The organism is Paraburkholderia youngii, from assembly GCF_013366925.1.
Classification (GTDB): Bacteria; Pseudomonadota; Gammaproteobacteria; order Burkholderiales; family Burkholderiaceae; genus Paraburkholderia; species Paraburkholderia youngii.
The window spans coordinates 1,227,688-1,247,216 of record NZ_JAALDK010000001.1 but is presented as its reverse complement, the minus strand read 5'-3'; the positions used below and the strand labels follow the sequence as shown (position 1 = coordinate 1,247,216).

The window sequence follows — 19,529 nt, the reverse complement described above, 5'->3', positions numbered from 1 at the left end:
AAGCCGCGTCAGGTGGGTTGGGTCTCGATCGAGGTCGCGAGCGGCGCGGGCGCGACTTCCTTGACGACGAACAGATAGACGAGCGCCGCCGCGAACGCAACCGCCGCGCTGATCAGGAGCGCGTTGACGAACGAATGCGTCCGATCGACGACGATGCCGGTGATCACCGGCGCGAACGAGCCGCCCAGATAGCCGCCGAAGTTCTGCATGCTGCCGAGCGACGCCACCAGATGGCGCGGCGCGGCGACGCTGACGAGCGCCCATGCGCTGCCGCTCGACAGGTTCACGAACAGCATCGCGAGCGACACGTAGACGATCGCGAGCGTCGTGCTCGGCGTGTAGGCGGCCGGCACCGTGAACGCGGCCGCGCCGACGAGGCCGATGCACAGCGGCCACTTGCGGCTGCGGATCGGCGCCATGCCGCGCTTCAACAGATAGTCGGCGATCACGCCGCTGCTCGCCATGCCGATCGTGCCGAACACATAGGGAATCGCGACGAGCCAGCCGGTGTGCGCGATGCTCAAATGACGCTCGCGCTCCAGATAGCCGGGCAGCCAGGTCAGATAGAGCCAGACCATGTAGATCACGCCCATGAAGCCGAAGATCATGCCCCACGTATTGCGCAGCTTGAACAGCGCGCCCCATTCGGACCAGCTGAGGCCCTGCGGGTTTTCCTGGGCGGTTGCGCCTTCGTTCAAATGCGCGGTTTCGGCTTCGGTCAGCGCGATCTCGCTGCGATTACGATAGACGACGTACCATGCGAGCGCGACGATTATGCCGACCACGCCCATGATGACGAACATCGTTCGCCATCCGAAGGCCAGCATCAGCACCGTGAGCAGCGGCGGTGCGATCATCGGCGCGATGGTGGATGACGAGATGAAGGTGCCGATCGGCGTGCCGCGCTCGCGTACCGCGAACCATTCGCTGACGACTTTCGCGCCGGCCGGAAAGAGCGGCGCCTCGGCGATGCCGAGCACGACCCGCGCGCTCAGGAAGTGATTGAGCGTCTGGATGAAGCCGCCCGCGACCTGGGCGATCGACCATACGAGCATGCCGAGGCCGAGCATCACGCGCGAGCCGAAACGGTCGAGCAGTGCGCCGACCGGCAACTGAGCGAACGCGTACGACAACGAGAACGCGGACAGCAGCAAGCCCATCTGCGAAGCGGACAGATGCAACTCCTCGCTGACCAGATGATTCGCGATCGACAGCGTGCTGCGGTCGAGATAATTGACGATGCCCGCAACCGTCAGGAAGACGACGGCCACCACCTGGATACGTTTCAGACGCTGCGACTTCTGAAGCATGCTTGTCTCCTGCGCAATGTGTCCTGCTGGGTGGGATGGTGTTGCTGTGACGCCTGGTATTGCAGAGTCGTCGGGCGCGTTGTTTACCGGATGAACTGATCGACGTAGTCTTCGCCGAGCCCGATCGCCGCGTAGTGCTTGCGGCACATGTCGATCTTCGTGAACACGTCTTCGTAGCCGGTGTGGTTGCCGTACGGATCGCAATAGAACATCACGCCGTTGACCTGGAAGTACGTGATCATTTCCTCGACGTCCTCTGGCACATACAAGGTATGCGTTTCGCCCGGCGGCTCGTACACATAGCTGCCTTCGGTTGCGACCCAATCATGTTCGAGATAGCGCCAGTGGCCCTTGAGCACCATGCCGTGCACGGCCTGCGGATGACGATGCCGGCTCAGCACACCCGAGCGGCGCACGCGCAGCAGATTCATCCAGTATCCCTGCGACGCGTTCAGGCACAGCGGACGGAACGACACGTTTTCGGCCTGCGGGACCCACACGCGTTCGTCGGTCGGAATCGCGAAGGGCACGACGATTTCCTTTTGCGCTTCCTTCGGGAACGGCAGCTGGTACGGCGTCAAATCGGATTGATTGGCCTCTGGCATGGGGAAATTCCTCGCGAAGTGTGCCAAAAGAACTTCATGTCCACATGGTGGATATCAAGTCCACGATATGGTTATTATCGGAACCGGTTTCGGCGAGGTCAATCCTGGGGAAATCACCGGTCGGGCACGATAAGCCACTCGTGCATTCATCCTCACATCGCGCGACAGGTGCATGCGCAACGGTGGCCACAAGCGCGCACGGCGCGCAAATGACCCACAAATCAAGGCTTCTTCGCCTGTTCTGATCGAGCACCATCTTTAAGCCTTGTTTAAGAGGAGGCCACTACATTACGCATCCATCTCGAAATTTTCGGCAATATTCCCTTGACTATGACCACGAAAAAATACTGGAGCGGTAGCGCTGCGATTTGCGTAGTACTCGCCTTTGGCGGCGCGTATGCACTGAGCCATCGCAATGCCGATGCATCCGTGAGCGACACGCAGGGCTCGACGTCGTCGCTGCATGCGGTGTCCGATATCGTCGGCTCGCGCTCGTCGGCGCCCGACTTCTCCAGCATCGTCACGCGCTATGGTCCGGCGGTCGTGCATATCGGCGTCAAGGAAGCCGCGTCGATCGACGAGAACGGTCAACGCAAGAGCGGCGGCGAAGCGCTCGGCTCGGGCTTCATCATCAGCCAGGACGGGTACATCCTGACCAACAATCACGTCGTCGACGGCGCGACCAGCGTGAGCGTGAAGCTCACCGACGGCCGCGAATTCCGCGCCCGTGTGATCGGCAAGGACAAGACCACCGACGTCGCCGTCGTCAAGATCGACGCGAACAATCTGCCGACCGTGAAGATCGGCAACCCGGACAGCAGCAAGGTCGGCGAATGGGTCGTTGCAATCGGCTCGCCGTACGGCTTCGACAGCACGGTGACCTCGGGCATCATCAGCGCGAAATCGCGCTCGATGTCCGACGATAGCCCGATCCCGTTCATCCAGACCGACGTGCCGGTCAATCCGGGCAACTCGGGTGGTCCGCTGTTCAATCTGAATGGCGAAGTGATCGGCATCAACTCGATGATCTACTCGCGCACCGGTGGCTTCCAGGGTCTGTCGTTCGCAATTCCGATCGATGCGGCGATGCACGTGAAAGACCAGCTCGTGAGCACTGGTCACGTGACTCGCGGCCGCATCGGCGTGGCCGTGCAGCCGCTCAGCGCCGACAAGGCGAAGGCGCTCGGCCTCGACTCGACGGGCGGCGCACTGGTCGGCTCCGTCGATCCGAATGGTCCCGCGCACGCAGCCGGTCTGCGCCAGGGCGACGTGATCGTCGGAGTGAACGGCAAGCATATCGATAACACCAGGGAATTGGTCGGTCAGGTTGCGCAACTGTCGCCGGGCAGCAAAGCGACGATCAGCGTGTGGCGCAACGGCAGCGAAAACAAGCTGTCGGTGACGGTGGGGACGCAGCAAGCGTCGGACTTGGCGTCGGCCGAGCCGCGCGAAGAGCAGCAGCCCCAACCGCAGCAGCAAAACCGTCCGCGTCTGGGCGTCGCCGTGCGCCCGCTGAGCCGCGACGAACTCCAGCAAGCGCAGCTGCCGGGCGGCGTGGTGGTGCAGCAGGCCACCGGTCCGGCCGCCGAGGCAGGCATTCAGGCGGGCGACATCATCGTTGCCGTCGATGGCAAGGTGATTCGCGGCGTCGAGCAGTTGCGCCGCATGATCGCGCAGGCGGACGAAAGCGTGTCCGTCACCGTGGTGCGCGATGGTGAACAAGCGTCGGTCGACGTGACGCTTGGCTGATGAGTAGAACCCGCCGGTGCAATGCCGGCGGCGGGCACGACGCGCTGATGCAGCGCGCGTGCCTCAGTTGGACGGCTGGACCCCATCCGCGTGAGACGTGCTGTGCGATACGTTCGGCGGCTCGTCGGGTCCGCCCCCCAACGCGACGTAGAGCGACACGCCATTCTGCAAGGCCGTCGCCCGAAGCTGGATCAGCTGCTGCTCGGCGGCAAACTGATTGCGTCGCGCATCCACAACCTCGAGGTAGATCGAGATCCCGTTTTCGTAGCGCAGCTCCGCCGTTTCGGCGAGCTGCCGCTGCGCCTGCACCGCCTGCTCCTGCGCCGCGATCTGCTCCTTGTAGCGTTGCCGTGCGACCAATGCATCGGAGACCTCGCGAAACGCGTTCTGCACCGTGCGCTGATAGTCGGCGACCAGTTCGTCGCGCCGCGCGCGCGCCTGCGCGAGTTGCGCCTGGCGCTGTCCCGCATCGAAGATCGGCATGCCGACCAGCGCGCCGAACGACCACGCCTGTTTGGCCGGCACGAACAGATCGCCGAGTTCGGGCGACACATAACCGAAGCTGCCCGTCAGCGCGATGCGCGGGAAAAAGTCCGCGCGAGCGGCGCCGATGTCGGCATTGGCCGCGCGCAGCTGCTGCTCGGCCTGCTGGATGTCCGGCCGGTCGATCAGCAACGCGGAGGGCAGGCCCGCATCGAGCTCGCGGAACTGCGCGGCGTCGGCGATAGGCGGCGCTTGCGGTAGCGCCTCGTTCAGCGGGCCGCCGATCAGCACCTCGAGCAGATTGCGCTGCTGCGCGGTGGTCCGTTGCAGCTCCGCGAGCTGCGTTTGCGCCTGCGTGACGAGAATGGCGGCCTGGTCGTAATCGACCATCGACGTGACGCCCGCGTCGAGCCGCATCTTCGCGACTTCCAGCGCGTAGCGCCGGCTGTCGAGCGTCTGCTGCGCGAGCGCGATGCCTTCTTCCCCCGAACGGATCGCGTAGTAGTTCGACGCGACATTGCCGATCAGCGACAAACGAAACGCGTGCTGCGCGTCGACGGTGGCCAGATACCGACGCCGCGCCGCTTCGCTGGTGTTGCGCACGCGCCCCCAGAAATCGAGTTCGAACGACGTCACCGCGGCCTGCACGTTGTACTGGTTGAACTGGACCGAGATGTCAGTGTTGTCGAACTCGGGATCGATCGAACCGAGCGGCGCCTTCGTGCGGGTCGCAGCCGCGTTCGCATTGACCTGCGGCAAACGCGCGGCGTTCTGGATGCGATAGAACGCGCGCGCCTGCTCGATGCGCGCGATCGACGCGGCGAGATCGCGGTTGTGCTCGAGCGCGGCCTCGATCAGCAGCTTCAGTTGCGGATCGGCGAAGAAGGTCTGCCAGTCGACTTCGCTTGCCAGATGCGCGGTGGCCGGATTGGCGGTCTCCGTCGTGTCGAAATGATCGGCGATCGGCAGTGAGGGCTGCTGATACTTCGGCGCAAAGTTGCAGGCGGCGAGCGCGCAGCAGAAGAGGGGCAGCAGCAGGCGCTTATGAAGGCACCGATGAAGGCTCTGATGAAGGCTCTGATGAAGGCTCTTACGCATCGCGCTGCCCTCCACCCAATTCGCCCGGCGTGGCCGTTGGCCGATCGTCATCGTCCAGATCGATGCTGCGCTTCTTGCGGCTCAGCCAGCGACGCGCGGCGACATAGAACAACGGCGTAAAGAAGATGCCGAACATCGTCGCGGTCAGCATGCTGCCCATCACGCCGGTGCCGACCGCGCGCCGGCTCGCAGCGCCCGCGCCGGTCGCGAGCACGAGCGGCAGCATGCCCAGCACGAACGTGACGCTAGTCATCAGAATAGGGCGCAGACGCTGCTGCGCGCCGTTCTTCGCGGCGGCGTGCGCGTCCTTTCCTGCGGCTTCCTCCTTGATCGCGAACTCGACGATCAGAATCGCGTTCTTCGCGGCAAGGCCGATGATCGTCACGAGGCCGATGTTGAAGTACACGTCCGCGGACAGTCCACGCAGCATCGTCAGCACTACCGCGCCGATCACGCCGAACGGGATGATCAGCAACACCGCGACCGGAATCGCCCAGCTCTCGTACAGCGCCGCCAGCAGCAGGAACACGACCACGAGCGACAACCCCAGCAGCATGCCGATCTGCCCGCTCGCCTGTTTTTCCTCGAACGCGGTGCCGGTCCATTCGTAGCTCAGGCTGCCGGTCAACACGCGCGACGCGATGCGTTCCATCTCGGCGATCGCCGCGCCGCTCGAACGGCCGGGCGCGGCCTGCCCCGACAGCGTCGCGGACGGAAAGCCGTTATAGCGTTCGAGCTGCTGCGGCCCGGAAATCCAGCGCACGTGCGAGAACGCCGAGAACGGCACCATCTCGCCGCGGTTGTTGCGCAGGCGCAGCGCGCTCACGTCCTCGGCGCGCATGCGTTGTTCGGCGTCCGCCTGCAACAGCACGCGCAGCACGTTGCCCTCGAACACGAAGTCGTTCACGTAGTTCGAACCGAACGTCAGCGCAAGCGCCTGGTTCACCTGGCCGATCTGCAGACCGAGCGCGCGCGCCTTCACGCGGTCGATCTCGACATACAGTTGCGGCGCCTCCGGCATGCCCTCGGCGCGCACGCCGGCGAGAAGAGGGCTTTGCGACGCCTCGATCATCATGCGCCGCGCGGCCTGTTGCAGCGCTTCGCCGCCGACGCCGCTGCGATCCTGGATCTTCATCGTGAAGCCGGTCGCGGTGCCGAGCGACGGAATCGGCGGCGGATCGAGCGCAAAAATGATCGCCTCGGGAATCTGCCGGAACGCGGCGTTCGCGCGACGCACCAGCGCGCTCGCCGAATTCTCCTCGCCCGAGCGCTCGTCCCACGGCTTCAGATCGACGAACGACAGCGCCGCCGATTGCCCCTGGCCGAAGAAGCTGAAGCCCGTCACGGATGCGACGTTGCGCACCTGCGGCTGCGTTCGCAGAAATGCCTCGACCTGATCGATTGCGCGCTGCGTGCGCTGGTCGGTGGAACCCGGCGGCCCGGTATAGGTGACGAAAATGTATCCCTGGTCCTCGGTCGGCAGAAAGCCGGTCGGCAGCCGCGTGAAGAAAAACGCGGTGATCGCGCAAGCCGCGACGAACACCAGCAGCCAGCGCAGCGGCGAGCGCAACATCGCATCGACGCCGCCGATATAGCGCGTGGTGCCCGCTTCGAGCCCGCGATTGAAGCCGCCGAACACGCCGTGCAGCAGACGTGAGGCCGGGTTCTTCGGCCGTTCGTTGGCGGCCGCCTCGCTGCGCAACATCGCCGCGCACAACGCCGCGCCGAGTGTCAGCGCCAGCACCGTCGACAGCAGGATCGACACCGCGAGCGTGACAGAAAACTGCCGGTAGATCCCGCCCGTCGAGCCCGGAAAGAACGCCATCGGAATGAACACCGCGACGAGCACCAGCGTACTCGCGATCGCCGCGCCCGAAATCTGCCCGATCGCTTTCACCGTTGCGCGCGGCGCGCCGAGCCCTTCCTCGCGCATGATGCGCGCGACGTTTTCGACGACGACGATCGCATCGTCGTTGAGGATACCGATCGCGACCACCATGCCGAACAGCGACAGAATGTTGATCGACAGCCCGAACAGATAGAGCCCCGCGCACGTGCCGATCAGCGCGATCGGCACGACGATCGTCGGGATCACGGTCGCGCGCCAGTCCTGCAGGAACAGGAACACCACGACCGTCACGAGCAGCAGCGCCTCGACCATCGTGCGGATCACGCCCTGCACCGAGGTCGTGATGAACGGCGTGGTGTCGAATGGCACGGTCCACGTGACGCCGCGCGGGAAGATCGTCTGCAATTCGCGCATGCGCTGGCGCACCGCGTTGGCGACCGCGAGCGCGTTCGCGCCGCTCGCGAGCTGGATCGCGATGCCGGCCGACGCCTTGCCGTTGACGGTGAGCAGGTTGCCGTAGCTGTCGTTGCCGAGTTCGACGCGCGCGACGTCGCCCACCCGCACGGTCGAGCCATCCGGATTCGCGCGCACGATGATTTCGCGGAACTGCTCGGGCGTCGTGAAGCGGCTTTGCGTGACGATCTGCGCGGTGAATTCGGAGCCCGGCGCGATCGGCTGATCGCCGAGGCCGCCGCCGGCGGTCTGGCTGTTCTGCTCCTGGATCGCCTGCAGCACCTCGCTCGCCGACAGACCAAAGCCCGCGAGCTTGCGCGGATCGATCCAGATCCGCATCGCGTACGACGAGCCGAATAGCTGCACGTCGCCGACGCCGTCGATCCGGCGCAGCTCATTGACGATGTTGTTCGACGCGAAGTTGCCCATCGCGACGGCGCTGGTGGAACTGTCGGTCGCCTGCAGCGCAAGCAGCATCAGAAAGCCGGATGACGCCTTCGTCACGCGCACGCCGACCTGTCGGACTTCGAGCGGCAGGCGCGGCTCGACGCGGCTCAGACGGTCCTGCACCTGGCTGCGCGCGACGTCGAGATCGGTGCCGGGCTTCAGCACCACGGTGATCTGCATCGTGCCGTTCGAGCGGCTCACCGACGACATGTACAGGAAATTGTCGATGCCGTTCATCTCGTCTTCGACGATCGACGTGACGGTACGCTCGAGCGTGTTCGCGTCGGCGCCGCTGTACACCGCGGTGATGCTGAGCGACGGCGGGGCGACGTCGGGGTACTGCTCGACCGGCAACAGCGCGAGCGCGATCGCGCCGAACAGCACGATGAACAGCGCGATGACCCACGCGAAAACCGGCCGGGCGACGAAGAATCGATTCATCGGGCCGCCCGTCAGTGCGCGGCGGAAGCGGGGGCGGCGGGCTTGGCCAACTGCGCGGCCGGCTGCGCCGCTGGCGAAGCATCGGGCGCGGGCCGCGCGTCGACATGCTGACCCGGTTGCACCTTCTGCCAGCCGTCGACGATCAGGCGCTCGCCGGGCTTCAAACCACCGCGCACGGTCCAGCGTCCTTCGCCCTGTTCGCCGAGATCGATGTTGCGGCGGACCACGGTGCCGTCGTCGGCGACCAGCGCGACGCTCGCAACGCCGTTGTCGAGCTGCACCGCCCGCTCTGGAATACGGATGCCCTGCAGAGTGCCCGCCGCGATGATGCGCCCGCGCACGAATTGCCCCGGCAACAGCGTGCGGTCCGGATTCGCGAAGCGCGCGCGCACCGTCTGCGTGCCGGTCGATGGATCGATGACGAGGTCGGCGAAGTCGAGAAAGCCGCGCTCGTTGTAGACCTGGCCGTTGGCGAGGATCAGTTGCACCTCGACGTGCTTCATGCTGGTCGGCTTGCGCGCGCCCGCCTGGATCTGCTGCTCGACATCGAGCATCACGGTATTCGACTGCGTGAACACCGCGTTGATCGGCGTCAGCTGATTGACCTGCGTAAGCAGCGTGGCCGCGCCCGCGCTGACGAGCGCGCCTTCGGTGACGAGCGCGCGGCCCGCGCGCCCGGCGATGGGCGTGCGTATGATGCAGCGATCCAGCCGCAGTTGCGCAAGCGCAACCGCGGCTTGCGCATCGGAGACATTGGCCTGGGCCTGCTGCATCGTCGCGAGCGCGGCGTCGTATTCCTGCGCGCTGACCGCATGACGGCCGACGAGCGGCTTGAACCGCTCCACGACCGACGCCGCGTTGTCTCGCACGGCGGTCGCGCGCGTGAGCGCGGCCTGCGCCTGCTGCAACTGCGCGCGATAGTCGCTCGCGTCGATCTGGAAGAGCGGGGCGTTGGCCGGCAGGTCCGTGCCTTCCTGATACAGCGTGCGCTCGACGATGCCATCGACGCGCGCGCGAATCTCGGCGGTGCGCACGGCCTCGATGCGGCCCGGCAACTCGACGACATCGGCGACAGGGGTGGTGGAAACCGTTTCGACCAGAACGGGAACCGGCGGCGGCATCGACGCGGCGGTGGGAGTCTGCGACCGGTCGTTGCAGGCGGCAAGCAGGAACGGCAAACCGGTGATCAGCAGCGACACGGCACGACTACGCAGGCGGAATGCGGAACAAGGCAAGAGAAACTCCTTTGATCAAGGCAGTCTTTTTTGCGCGTGAGATCGGTGACGGTTTTTCCGGTTTGCGGTCGAATTAACTATTCGGAACGAGTGTGGGCGCGTTAATGCGCGGGAAAATATTTCCGTTGATCCTACCGTGTCTGGGTGGCTTGTCAATTTATTCTTGGTGGTCGCGAGTGGGGAGGGCTTGCCGCTCGCAAGCGAGACACCGCGTGGGTTGCCGAACAGAGACGCAGCGCGCATGTCCAAAGAGACCGGCAGGGTGAATGGCAATCGTCAATTACATGTCAATTGCCATCCGGCAATCGCCGCTAATTAATGGCATGCAATTGTCACCCAATAACAGTCACGTATGCTTGCGCTCAGGATGGCGCAACACCGAATGATTGCGGCCGTACGACAGATAAATCGTCATGCCGATCACGAGCCACACGACGAGCCGCAGCCACGTGACGAGCGGCAGGCCGACCATCAGCAGCACGCAGAACAGGATGCCGAGCACCGGCACGACCGGTACGCCGGGCGCCCGGAATGGACGCGCCGCCTCGGAGTCGCTGCGCCGCAGATAGATCACCGCGCCGCACACGAGCACGAATGCGAATAGCGTGCCGATGCTGACCATCTCGCCGAGCACGCCGATCGGCGTCAGCGCCGAGACGATCGCGACGACCGTACCGATCAGGATCTGGCTCAGATAAGGTGTGTGCAGACGCAGATGCACCTTCGCGAAAAAGTGCGGCAACAGACCGTCTTGCGACATCGTGAAGAAGATGCGGCTTTGTCCATAGAGCAGCACGAGTATCACGGTGGTTAGCCCCGTCAACGCGCCGATTTTGATCAGTATCGCGAACCACGTGAGCCCGATCGTGTCGACGCCCTTGGCGATCGGATCGGGAACGTTCAGCTCGGTGTAGGGAACGAGGCCGGTCAGCACGGCGGCGACGAGGATGTACAGCACCGTGCAGATGATCAGCGAGCCGAGAATGCCGATCGGCATATCGCGCTGCGGCTGTCGCGCCTCCTGCGCGGCGGTGGACACCGCATCGAAGCCGATGAACGCGAAGAACACCACGGCCGAGCCGCGCAGAATGCCGCTCATGCCGAAACTGCCGAACTGCCCGGTATTGGCAGGAATGAACGGATGCCAGTGTTCCGGCTTGATGAAAAACAGGCCGATCGCGATAAATGCGACCACCACGGTCAGCTTGACCGCGACCATCACGTTGTTCAGGCGCGCCGATTCCTTGGTCCCCAACACGAGCAACGTGGTCAGGATCGCGATGATCACCACCGCCGGCAGGTTGATCACGCCGGTGACCGTCGAGCCATCGGCCAGTTTGACGACGGTGCCGGGGGCGGCGGCGAGGGTAGGTGGAATATCGATACCGACATTGCGCAACAGGCTCACGATATAGCCGGACCAGCCGACCGCGACGGTCGCGGCGCCCATCGCGTACTCGAGGATCAGGTCCCAGCCGATGATCCACGCGAAGATTTCGCCGAGCGTCGCATACGTGTACGTGTAGCTGCTGCCGCACACGGGCAGCATCGCCGCGAGCTCCGAATAGCACAGGCCGACGAACGCGCACGCGATGCCGCCCAGGATGAACGACAGCGTGATGGCCGGGCCCGCGAACTGCGCGGCGGCGGTCCCCGTCAGCACGAAGATGCCGGCGCCGATGATCGCGCCGATGCCCATCGCGGTGATACTCGTCGCGCCCAGCGTTTTCGACAGATGGCGGCCTTCTTCGACGTCGGCGCTGGCGACGATCTCAGCGATGGTTTTGCGTGCCATGTAACCGGTATCGGCCATGATGAGTCGTCCCTTTTTCAGTGTTGATTAGGCACGAACCGGTCAGACTGTCATCGGCTCGCGGAGCACGACAAAAACATCCGTCGCCGCGCACGGCAACGGTCACGGCAAGTGCAAAGAAAGCGTCTAACGGAAAAAGTCTGAATTCAGTCTATGCCGGATTAAAAGCAAAGTGAAATCGGCTTGCTTCGTCGGGGCGACGGGGCAGTGGCATGGCTGGCGCGCGCAGCAGCGGGCGTGCTGCGGGCCGATGTGCAATCTCAGCCGATCCGCCCGCGCCGCAGCACGCCGCTCAGGCCGAGCGAGTGACCAGGGTCGTAGTAGTGAATCAGGAGCGTGCGCCGCTGCCCGTTCTGTACGTCGAGGTTCGCATGCTGAAGCGCGAAGCCATTGAATTCGTAGACGCTGCCGGGTTTGACCGGAATGCGCTTGCAGTTGCCGACACGCAGATCATGCAGGGTATGCCAGCTGCGCCAACTGAGCGGCAGGCTATGCAGGAAGCCATGACGCATCTTGCAGATCAGGTTGGTCAGCGTCGTGACCGACAGGCGCGGCTTGCAATACATCACGAGATCGCCGTTGTGAACGCCGTCGGGTGCGAGCTGAAGCGGAACCAGCAGCGTCAGCAGGTGCGAGTCGTAATGGCGGCAGTGGCTTTCCGCCAGCGAAGTCTTGCTCGCGCAGCGCAGTACGTGGAACGGCTCGGTCGGTAAGTTTGTTTGCCCGATTTTGGCGGCCATCGCGCGCGCATTCGCGCAGATCGACTGCTCGAGTTCGCGAAAGGCCTGAGCGCGACGCAGCATCTCGGCGATTTTCGCGCCGGATTGCGAGCGCGGTGCGGTGGTGTCAAACAGATGGTCGATGAACTGGTTGATTTCGGCGATCGTCTCCTGGGGAATCACGTCATCAAAAGATTTCAAGGCGACGCTTTGGTCGATTCGAATCCCGTTAATCTCAGTGTGCCCACGCACGTCTGTCAGGGTGTCCATAGCCCAGATTTCCATTCGTTTTTTTGCTCTACAACCGTAATGAAAAATATTCCCTACTAGCCGCGCACAATGTGCGGAAGCGTACATAAAGCCCTCAGGTGATTGATTCCGATCATTAAATCTGAAGTCGGATTTCTCTGACCGCTTTTCTAAATCACGTTACGAGAATTTGGAAATGGCTGCGACTACGACGATGCGCGCCGGTGTTCAGAAACCCGACATCTGTATTTAGCGGAAACACGACATCTGAATTTAGCCATTACAAGATTTGATGTTGATAATTTATCTTATGTCAAATGCCATATTCGTCGGAGACGGCCACCACTGGGACACCGACGATGCCCCGTCCCGATGGCGATGCATCCAAAGCGCGCGTTTCCTTCATACCGCAATCGACACCCGGATGCTGGACGGTTCAGTAATCGTCAACAAAACTGCCTCGACAATTTGATGTCAACCTTACCGCGCGCTCAATCAGATCCTTCACGACTTACCATCCTCCACGCGGACCGGGAGATTTCATGCACACCAGCCGAAATTAGACAATCGTTAAATCCTTCTTGGTGCACCACGAGAATAAGCTTTCAAGCTAACGCGAATACCGCTGTCGCCGCTCAAGCGGATTTTTAATCGTTGTCTATTGCATCGTGGCTCAGAGACGTTTCGCATATTCTCTCGACCCGCGAGCGTCTCGTCGCGCTCGGAGACTGCGCATGCGCTACGTGCATTTCGACGCGGCGTACGGACACAACGCGTTCGCCGCGTTCCCATTTGCCTCGGTCTGCGATGCATGTTCGAACACCCGCAGACGCTCGGCATCCGCAATCAGTCGTTTCTTGGTCGTCGAGCGTCCCGCCGATCCGAAGCCCATCACCTTTTCGTATTCATGCGGCCTGTCGTGCCTGAAACGATTAAAGAAGTCATCACCCGGCAGGCCGTTATCGAGGCTCATCAGGCAGCCGTAGTCGAGCGACGCGCAATCGCTCAGCGAGCGCGCCGCGTCGGCCAACGCGCGATAACGGCTTTGCAACGGTTCGTCGCGACCGAAAAGCGCGTGCAGTTCCTGATAAGACACGAGTCTCTTGCGCCTGGCGGCACGCAATAGCATCGCGGCGATATCGCGGGTCCTATCCGTGTTCATGTCATTCTCCTTACCGCCTGCTGGCTGATGCCCGATGGCACCGACGCAAACGCTGTCCCCTTTGATCGATTTATGCGTATTGAGTCAAAAAGTGCCCGGCGAAAAAGTATTTCCGGGTATTGAGCGACGCAGTCAAATTAAGCAGACGGTTACTGGAGTCGGGATTCACAGCGACACACTCTGCGCGAATGTCCCGTTTCCCTATAATCCGCCTGGAAAAGCGCCGCGAAACGGTTTTCAATCTTCAGAACCCATTTTTCGCAGATTTCCAGCGAACACCAGCCTGCATCGAAAAATGCATTCGAATTGCATTCGCAAAACAGAAATCCACGCATTCAAACGATTCAGTCTTCCGGCATGCCGCGCGCACTGACAAGCCCTAAACGTCAAGCTCTATGCGGCTTGGAGGTATTGGCGCTAGCCGCGCGAGGCAGGCCGGATTGATCTTTTGTTTAAATCAGTTCAATCAGGTTAGCAAACGTGAAATTCAATCGCAAGGAAGATCTTTACGTGAAGAAAGAAAAACACAGTGCGAACGTCTTAGCCGAGGATTACGTCGTTTTCTATCAGAGGAATGACGCGATTGATTTTTTATTCTTTTAGACACAGCGGGCGATTTTTCGATTATCTGTAAGTGGCGTGCCCTCTTCTCTGTCTACACCAGCAACCGATTGCAGTCCGGTCAGCGACCCAACGGCGGAGTTCTCCAATGCATCGACCGAATGACGATTTACCGACCGTCGCACGGCGTCTCACGGCGGGCAAGAAACTGCTCGACGGCATCGCTGCGGCCGAGGTCGCGAAACAGATGGGAATGGCAAAGACCACCGTCGAACGATATCGCAAGCTGTTGGAGCAAGGTGGGCTCGACGCGCTCAGAAACATGAGCGTCGGCGGCCGCCATTCCGCGCTCGCGGTGGCGGATCTGGACTGGTTGGCCGAGGCGCTGAGGGCCTCGCCGCGGGACTATGGCTTCGACTCCGATGGCTGGAGCAATGCGCGCATGCGCGAGTTGATAAGCCGCCAGTTCGGCATTTCTTACTCGCGGGTCTATGTATGGCAACTGGCCACCAGACTTGGCGTGTCTTACCGGCTCGGCCGAAATGCACACTGAAACGGCGGCCGCACCCAGCTAACCCACGCGCGTGCGCATCGGCTCAGGCGCTTTCCCGGACCTTTGGCAGAAACTGCGGCGCGAGTTCGACCTGCGACCATTGGAACGGCAACGCGCCGCGGCTGCGGCGCACTTCGTCCACATGGAACCGCACGAGCCGCTGCGCGCCGGCAAATGCCGCGAGTTCGTCGCCGTCCCAGATGATCTCCGCTCGCACCGCCAGATAAAGCAGATCGCCGGTTGCGAAGTCGATGACCAGCAGGCCCGCGCGCGGATCGTGCACGAGGTTGCCGATCGTGTTGAAGAAGCGGTTGCCGCTGTAGTCGGGCGTGGTCAGCGTAGTTGCGTCGTCCACGCGCACGAAGCCCGGTGCGCCGCCGCGGTGCGAAACGTCGACCCCCTTCCCCACCCCCGCTTCCTCGCTCAGATTCGCACTGGCGATAAAGAACGTGTCCGCGCTCGCGAGCAATTCGCGGTCGGCACTGCCCAGCCGCTCGGCGATCTCGGGCTGCGCGCGCGTCGCGGCCAAGTCCCGCTCGATGAAAGACGGCGTACGGCTCTGGATGTACTTCGGGCAATTGCCGAAACTCTGCATGACTTCGAACTGCAACGTGTCGCCTTGCACGGACCGTACGACACCATTCACCCGATTGCGGCGCCGCGTGCGCGGCTCGATGCCCAGCGCACCGAGCTGCGCGCCTTCGCGCCACGCCGCGGCGAGCGGGTCGCCCGGCAATGCGCCGCCTTCGATGCGCAGCGTGCGCGCATCCGGTGACGTGACGAAGCCCGGCGAACTCGCGCGTAGCGTCGCCCACGGCTGACCGCTCGCATCGACGCCGCCGATCACGAGGAACGGCTGCGCGGCAAAGAACTCGCGATGCTGCTCCGGCATGAAACGGCGAATGCCCCGACGCCCCATCGACTCCGCCACGTCACGCACACCCGCGCGCTGCTGCGCATCCTGCTCGCCGGCATGAAACGGCGACACGTCGGCTCCCCAGTTATTGAGCGGAACGAACTCGGACATGATCTGACTCCCTTGCAAGATCTGAAGCGGCTCCAAACGCGTATCACGCCGCCAGCAAACCCGCCTTCGTCGACGGCATCGCGATGAAACGCGGCAATGCTTCCACTCGATCCAGCCACGCACGAATGTTCGGATACGGCTGCAACGACACACCGCCCTCGGGTGCGTGAGCGATATACGTGTGCGCAGCGATATCGGCGATCGTCACGTGTGTGCCAGCCACGAACGGCTTGCCGGCAAGCTCCGCGTCGATCACGTCGAACAGCTTGACGGCGATCTGCTTTGCACGCTCGTGGTCGAGCGGCGCGCCGAATACGGTAACGAGCCGCGCCGCGCACGGCCCGTATGCGATCTGGCCCGCCGCGAGCGACAGCCAGCGCTGCACCGCCGCGGCGCCGAGCGGATCGTCCGGCAGCCACGACGAATCACCATAGCGCTTCGCCAGATAGACGAGAATCGCGTTCGAATCGAACAGCGTCAGCTCGCCGTCCTGAATCGTCGGCACCTGACCGAACGGGTTTAGCGCGAGGTACTCGGGCTTGCGGTTCTCGCCCGCCTTCATGTCCAGCTCGACCACCTCGAACGGCAGATCGAGCAGCGACAGAAACAGCTTCACGCGATGACCGTGGCCTGACAGCCGTGTCGTATAGAGCTTGATAGGCTGGGCGGGTCGGGTGGCGGACATGGAGGTCTCCGGACAGGTTGAATGACACGCCCAGCATAGGGCGTAGGCACTGTCGCGCGGAAGCCCGATAATCCGGGAAACACAGTCAAGCGAGAATGGACAATCGATCATGGCCGATGTGCGCAACGTCAACCTGAACCGCCTCGCGATCTTCGTCGCGGTCATCGACGCGGGCTCGCTGAGCGCCGCCGCGACTCGGCTCGGACTCGCGAAGACGATGGTCAGCACGCACATGCAGCGGCTCGAGGCGGAGGTCGGCGCGAGCCTGCTGGTGCGCACCACGCGGCGGCTCGGCGTCACCGAGGCGGGCCGCACGTTCTACGAGGCGAGCGTGAAAATTCTGCGCGCCACCGAGGATGCGCTGAACGCACTCGGCGGAGAAACCTCGCCGGTGCGCGGCACGCTGCGCGTCAGCGCGCCGAACGACTACGGCGCGCTCGTCGTCACGCCCGCTCTGGTCGAATTGCGCCGCACGCACGCGCAGCTCGACGTCGAGCTTCTGAGCAGTGACCGCTACGTCGATCTGATTGCCGACGGCATCGACGTCGCGATCCGGCTTGGTCGTCTCGCGGACTCGAACTATCGCGCGGTGAAGCTCGGCAGCTTCGTCAAGTGGCTCGTCGCGAGTCCCGAGTTCCTGCGCACGTGGGGCGTGCCGAACACGCCGGCCGCGCTGGAGACGCTGCCCTATTGCGCGTTGTCGGTGCTGCCGCATCCGTTGACGCTCGATCTGCGGCACGTCGACGGTAAAACCGCGAGCGTGCGCTGCGCGTCCGCGCTGCGTGTCAACACGGCCGATGCCTGCCGGGCGGCGACGCTCGCGGGCGGCGGCATCGGTCTGCTGACGGATTTTTCGATCGCGGACGACGTCGCGGCGGGACGGCTGATCCGGCTGCTGCCCGAATGGGCAACCGCGCCGGCGAGCATCCAGGCCGTGTTTCCGCCGACGAGTCATCCGCCGGCGAAAGTCCGCGCGCTGATCGATACGCTGAAGCGAAGGCTCGGAGCGGACCCTGCCGACTAGTGCGGCAGATCCTCCTGGCGTTCCCATTCCAGCGCAACGGCGGTTAGCTTCTATCCCCGCGATCACCCGATTTGCTCTACTGCGACGATGCGCGCCGCGCCCCGCGGCCTCGCCTGATCGTCAATGTGGAGAGCTCATGTCCGCCATTTCCCGTTCTGCTCAAGGGGTCCTCACCGTCGCGTGTCCGAGCGCGGCGGGCCAGGTTGCCGCCGTCGCCGGCTTTCTCGAACGGCATCGTTGCTATGTCGACGAACTGACCGTATTCGACGACGAACTCAGCGAGCGCTTTTTCGTGCGCTGCGTGTTTCACCACGTCGATCGCGACGACGCGCTGCAGATCGCCGCGCTCAAGCAGGAATTCGCACCGATCGCCGAACGCTTCCGGATGACGTGGGCGATCCACGATCTGTCGGTCCGGCCGAAGGTCCTGATCATGGTGTCCAAACTCGAACACTGCCTCGCCGATCTGCTGTTTCGCTGGCGCATGGGCGAGCTGAAGATGGACATCGTCGGCATCGGCTCGAATCATCGCGATCTCGAACCGCTCGCGCGTCAGCACGGCCTGCCGTTCCATCATCTGCCGATTACCGCCGACACGAAGCCACAACAGGAAGCGCAACTTCTCGAACTGTTCGAATCGTGCGGCGCCGAGCTGCTGATTCTCGCGCGCTACATGCAGATCCTGTCCGCCGAAACGAGCCGCGCGCTCGCCGGGCGCGCGATCAATATCCATCATTCGTTCCTGCCCGGGTTCAAGGGGGCGAAACCGTATCACCAGGCCCATGCGCGCGGCGTCAAGGTGATCGGCGCCACCGCCCATTTCGTTACCGACGATCTCGACGAAGGTCCGATCATCGAGCAGGGAGTCGAACCCGTCGATCACTCGTACAGCCCCGAACGGCTGCTGACGACCGGACGCGACGTCGAATGCATTACGCTCGCGCGCGCGGTGAAGGCGTTCGTCGAGCGGCGCGTGTTCATCAACGGCGAGCGCACCGTCGTGCTGAGGTAAACAGAAAACGCCGCTGAAAAGCGGCGTTTCATCAGGCTGCGCAACGCTTGCCGGCTTACTTCACCCAGCTATCCACCCGATCCGAGTGCGCGCTGATCCAGGCGTCGGCGGCCGCGGCCGGCTTTTCGCCGTTCTGCGTGGCCAGCATCACCGCGTCGATTTCGCCCGGCTTCCATTGGAACTTCTTCAGGAACGCGACCACCGTCGGCGCTTTTTTCTCGAGTTCCGGATTCACCACGCTATCGACGTGCTCCGCTTCACCGAACACCTTCTTCGGATCGTCGAGGAATTTCAGCTTGTACTTCGCGAACATCCAGTGCGGCTTCCAGCCGGTCACGATGATCGGCTTGCTGGCCGCCTCCGAGCGCGCCAGTTCGGCGGTCATCGCGCTGCCGGAACTCGGCATCAGCTGATAGTCGAGCCCGTAGGCTTTGATCGCCTCGCTGGTTTTCTGCATCACACCCGCACCAGCGTCGATGCCGACGATGCGCGCGCCGAATTCCGTCTTCTTCGCCTGCAGATCGCCAACGCTCTTCACGTCCACGTTGTCCGGCACGATCAGCCCGATCTTCGCGTCGTTGAAGTTCGGCCCGAGGTCGACCACCTTGTCCTTGAAGTTGTTCCAGTACGCGCCGTGCGTGACCGGCAGCCACGCGGACAGCGTCGCGTCGAGATCGCCGCGCGCCACACCCTGCCACATCACGCCGGCCGCGACCGGCACCAGCTGCACCTGATAACCGAGGCGTTTTTCGATCACCTCGGCGGCCACGTTCGACGTCGCAACGCTATCGTCCCAGCCCTCCACGTAACCGATCTTGATGGTCGGCTTCGAATCGGCCGACACGCCCGCACTGACCGCCGCCAGCATCATCCCCAACGCGCTTGCCACCACTACCTTTCCGATCAGTCTCATCGACGTTCTCCCGTTGATACATTTGCCCATTGACGCGTTTGCCATCGAACCGCAGATCGCGCATTTAGAATCGCCAACCAGAATTGCCGGGTAGCGTTGTTTTGCGACATGCAGTTGTCTGCATGCGACTTCCACGCAAAT

Annotated in this window: 14 protein-coding genes and 1 pseudogene; 4 read left to right on the top strand and 11 right to left on the bottom strand. The window is 63.3% G+C overall.

Annotated features, from left to right (window positions below; genetic code table 11):
• Positions 1-8: 8 nt before the first annotated feature.
• Both G5S42_RS05805 and G5S42_RS05800 read right to left on the bottom strand, forming a co-directional pair.
• Positions 9-1,310 (bottom strand): MFS transporter, encoded by a 1,302-nt coding sequence (locus G5S42_RS05805; protein ID WP_176105920.1) that lies wholly within the window; start codon positions 1,308-1,310, stop codon positions 9-11.
• Positions 1,311-1,393: 83 nt separating this feature from the next.
• Positions 1,394-1,915: a 2,4'-dihydroxyacetophenone dioxygenase family protein gene (locus G5S42_RS05800; protein WP_176105919.1), complete on the bottom strand. Its 522-nt coding sequence runs from the start codon at positions 1,913-1,915 to the stop codon at positions 1,394-1,396.
• A gap of 330 nt (positions 1,916-2,245) precedes the next feature.
• Here G5S42_RS05800 and G5S42_RS05795 point away from each other — a divergent pair, with 330 nt between their 5' ends.
• Positions 2,246-3,664, top strand: coding sequence for a Do family serine endopeptidase (locus G5S42_RS05795; protein ID WP_176105918.1), 1,419 nt, complete (start codon positions 2,246-2,248; stop codon positions 3,662-3,664).
• Between the two features lie 63 nt (positions 3,665-3,727).
• Here G5S42_RS05795 and G5S42_RS05790 read toward each other — a convergent pair whose 3' ends face one another.
• The 6 genes from G5S42_RS05790 to G5S42_RS05765 form a co-directional block, all read right to left on the bottom strand.
• Positions 3,728-5,245: an efflux transporter outer membrane subunit gene (locus G5S42_RS05790; RefSeq protein WP_246391823.1), complete on the bottom strand. Its 1,518-nt coding sequence runs from the start codon at positions 5,243-5,245 to the stop codon at positions 3,728-3,730.
• On the bottom strand, positions 5,238-8,435 hold the full coding sequence (locus G5S42_RS05785) for a multidrug efflux RND transporter permease subunit (RefSeq protein ID WP_176105916.1): 3,198 nt from the start codon (positions 8,433-8,435) through the stop codon (positions 5,238-5,240). Before G5S42_RS05785 ends, G5S42_RS05790 begins: the two co-directional genes overlap by 8 nt.
• Positions 8,436-8,446: 11 nt before the next feature.
• On the bottom strand, positions 8,447-9,670 hold the full coding sequence (locus G5S42_RS05780; RefSeq protein WP_176105915.1) for an efflux RND transporter periplasmic adaptor subunit: 1,224 nt from the start codon (positions 9,668-9,670) through the stop codon (positions 8,447-8,449).
• 346 nt (positions 9,671-10,016) lie between these two features.
• The gene (locus G5S42_RS05775; protein WP_176105914.1) at positions 10,017-11,483 is read right to left on the bottom strand and encodes an amino acid permease; all 1,467 of its coding nucleotides are present in this window, start codon (positions 11,481-11,483) and stop codon (positions 10,017-10,019) included.
• A 260-nt stretch (positions 11,484-11,743) separates the two neighbouring features.
• On the bottom strand, positions 11,744-12,559 hold the full coding sequence (locus G5S42_RS05770) for a hypothetical protein (protein ID WP_246391822.1): 816 nt from the start codon (positions 12,557-12,559) through the stop codon (positions 11,744-11,746).
• 631 nt (positions 12,560-13,190) lie between these two features.
• Positions 13,191-13,613 carry a hypothetical protein gene (locus tag G5S42_RS05765; protein ID WP_176105913.1) on the bottom strand — a complete coding sequence of 141 codons (423 nt, stop codon included), beginning with the start codon at positions 13,611-13,613 and terminating at the stop codon, positions 13,191-13,193.
• Positions 13,614-14,322: 709 nt separating this feature from the next.
• On the opposite strand from G5S42_RS05765, the gene G5S42_RS05760 reads away from it, so the two are divergent.
• Positions 14,323-14,727 (top strand): helix-turn-helix domain-containing protein, encoded by a 405-nt coding sequence (locus G5S42_RS05760; protein WP_176105912.1) that lies wholly within the window; start codon positions 14,323-14,325, stop codon positions 14,725-14,727.
• 70 nt (positions 14,728-14,797) lie between these two features.
• On the opposite strand, the pseudogene G5S42_RS05755 reads toward G5S42_RS05760, so the two are convergent.
• Both G5S42_RS05755 and G5S42_RS05750 read right to left on the bottom strand, forming a co-directional pair.
• Positions 14,798-15,754, bottom strand: a pseudogene (locus tag G5S42_RS05755) (pyridoxamine 5'-phosphate oxidase family protein); the annotation flags it as partial.
• 43 nt (positions 15,755-15,797) lie between these two features.
• Entirely contained in the window at positions 15,798-16,439 is a 642-nt protein-coding gene (locus G5S42_RS05750; protein WP_176105910.1) for a glutathione S-transferase family protein, read from the bottom strand.
• Positions 16,440-16,548: 109 nt separating this feature from the next.
• Between G5S42_RS05750 and G5S42_RS05745 the strand changes: the two genes are divergently transcribed.
• Entirely contained in the window at positions 16,549-17,463 is a 915-nt protein-coding gene (locus G5S42_RS05745; protein WP_176105909.1) for a LysR family transcriptional regulator, read from the top strand.
• A 136-nt stretch (positions 17,464-17,599) separates the two neighbouring features.
• Positions 17,600-18,475 carry a formyltetrahydrofolate deformylase gene (gene purU / locus G5S42_RS05740; RefSeq protein ID WP_176105908.1) on the top strand — a complete coding sequence of 292 codons (876 nt, stop codon included), beginning with the start codon at positions 17,600-17,602 and terminating at the stop codon, positions 18,473-18,475.
• A gap of 55 nt (positions 18,476-18,530) precedes the next feature.
• Here purU and G5S42_RS05735 read toward each other — a convergent pair whose 3' ends face one another.
• Complete coding sequence (locus G5S42_RS05735; RefSeq protein ID WP_176105907.1) at positions 18,531-19,388, bottom strand: glycine betaine ABC transporter substrate-binding protein; 858 nt, start codon at positions 19,386-19,388, stop codon at positions 18,531-18,533.
• Between the last annotated feature and the right edge of the window lie 141 nt (positions 19,389-19,529).

Excerpts from the sequence above, each read along its gene's own strand:
- G5S42_RS05735 (WP_176105907.1), bottom strand. The coding sequence starts at position 19,388 with ATGAGACTGATCGGAAAGGTAGTGGTGGCAAGCGCGTTGGGGATGATG.
- G5S42_RS05765 (WP_176105913.1), bottom strand. The coding sequence starts at position 13,613 with ATGAACACGGATAGGACCCGCGATATCGCCGCGATGCTATTGCGTGCC.
- G5S42_RS05770 (WP_246391822.1), bottom strand. The coding sequence starts at position 12,559 with ATGTACGCTTCCGCACATTGTGCGCGGCTAGTAGGGAATATTTTTCAT.
- purU (WP_176105908.1), top strand. The coding sequence starts at position 17,600 with ATGTCCGCCATTTCCCGTTCTGCTCAAGGGGTCCTCACCGTCGCGTGT.
- G5S42_RS05790 (WP_246391823.1), bottom strand. The coding sequence starts at position 5,245 with ATGCGTAAGAGCCTTCATCAGAGCCTTCATCAGAGCCTTCATCGGTGC.
- G5S42_RS05760 (WP_176105912.1), top strand. The coding sequence starts at position 14,323 with ATGCATCGACCGAATGACGATTTACCGACCGTCGCACGGCGTCTCACG.
- G5S42_RS05795 (WP_176105918.1), top strand. The coding sequence starts at position 2,246 with ATGACCACGAAAAAATACTGGAGCGGTAGCGCTGCGATTTGCGTAGTA.
- G5S42_RS05775 (WP_176105914.1), bottom strand. The coding sequence starts at position 11,483 with ATGGCCGATACCGGTTACATGGCACGCAAAACCATCGCTGAGATCGTC.
- G5S42_RS05750 (WP_176105910.1), bottom strand. The coding sequence starts at position 16,439 with ATGTCCGCCACCCGACCCGCCCAGCCTATCAAGCTCTATACGACACGG.
- G5S42_RS05800 (WP_176105919.1), bottom strand. The coding sequence starts at position 1,915 with ATGCCAGAGGCCAATCAATCCGATTTGACGCCGTACCAGCTGCCGTTC.
- G5S42_RS05805 (WP_176105920.1), bottom strand. The coding sequence starts at position 1,310 with ATGCTTCAGAAGTCGCAGCGTCTGAAACGTATCCAGGTGGTGGCCGTC.
- G5S42_RS05745 (WP_176105909.1), top strand. The coding sequence starts at position 16,549 with ATGGCCGATGTGCGCAACGTCAACCTGAACCGCCTCGCGATCTTCGTC.
- G5S42_RS05785 (WP_176105916.1), bottom strand. The coding sequence starts at position 8,435 with ATGAATCGATTCTTCGTCGCCCGGCCGGTTTTCGCGTGGGTCATCGCG.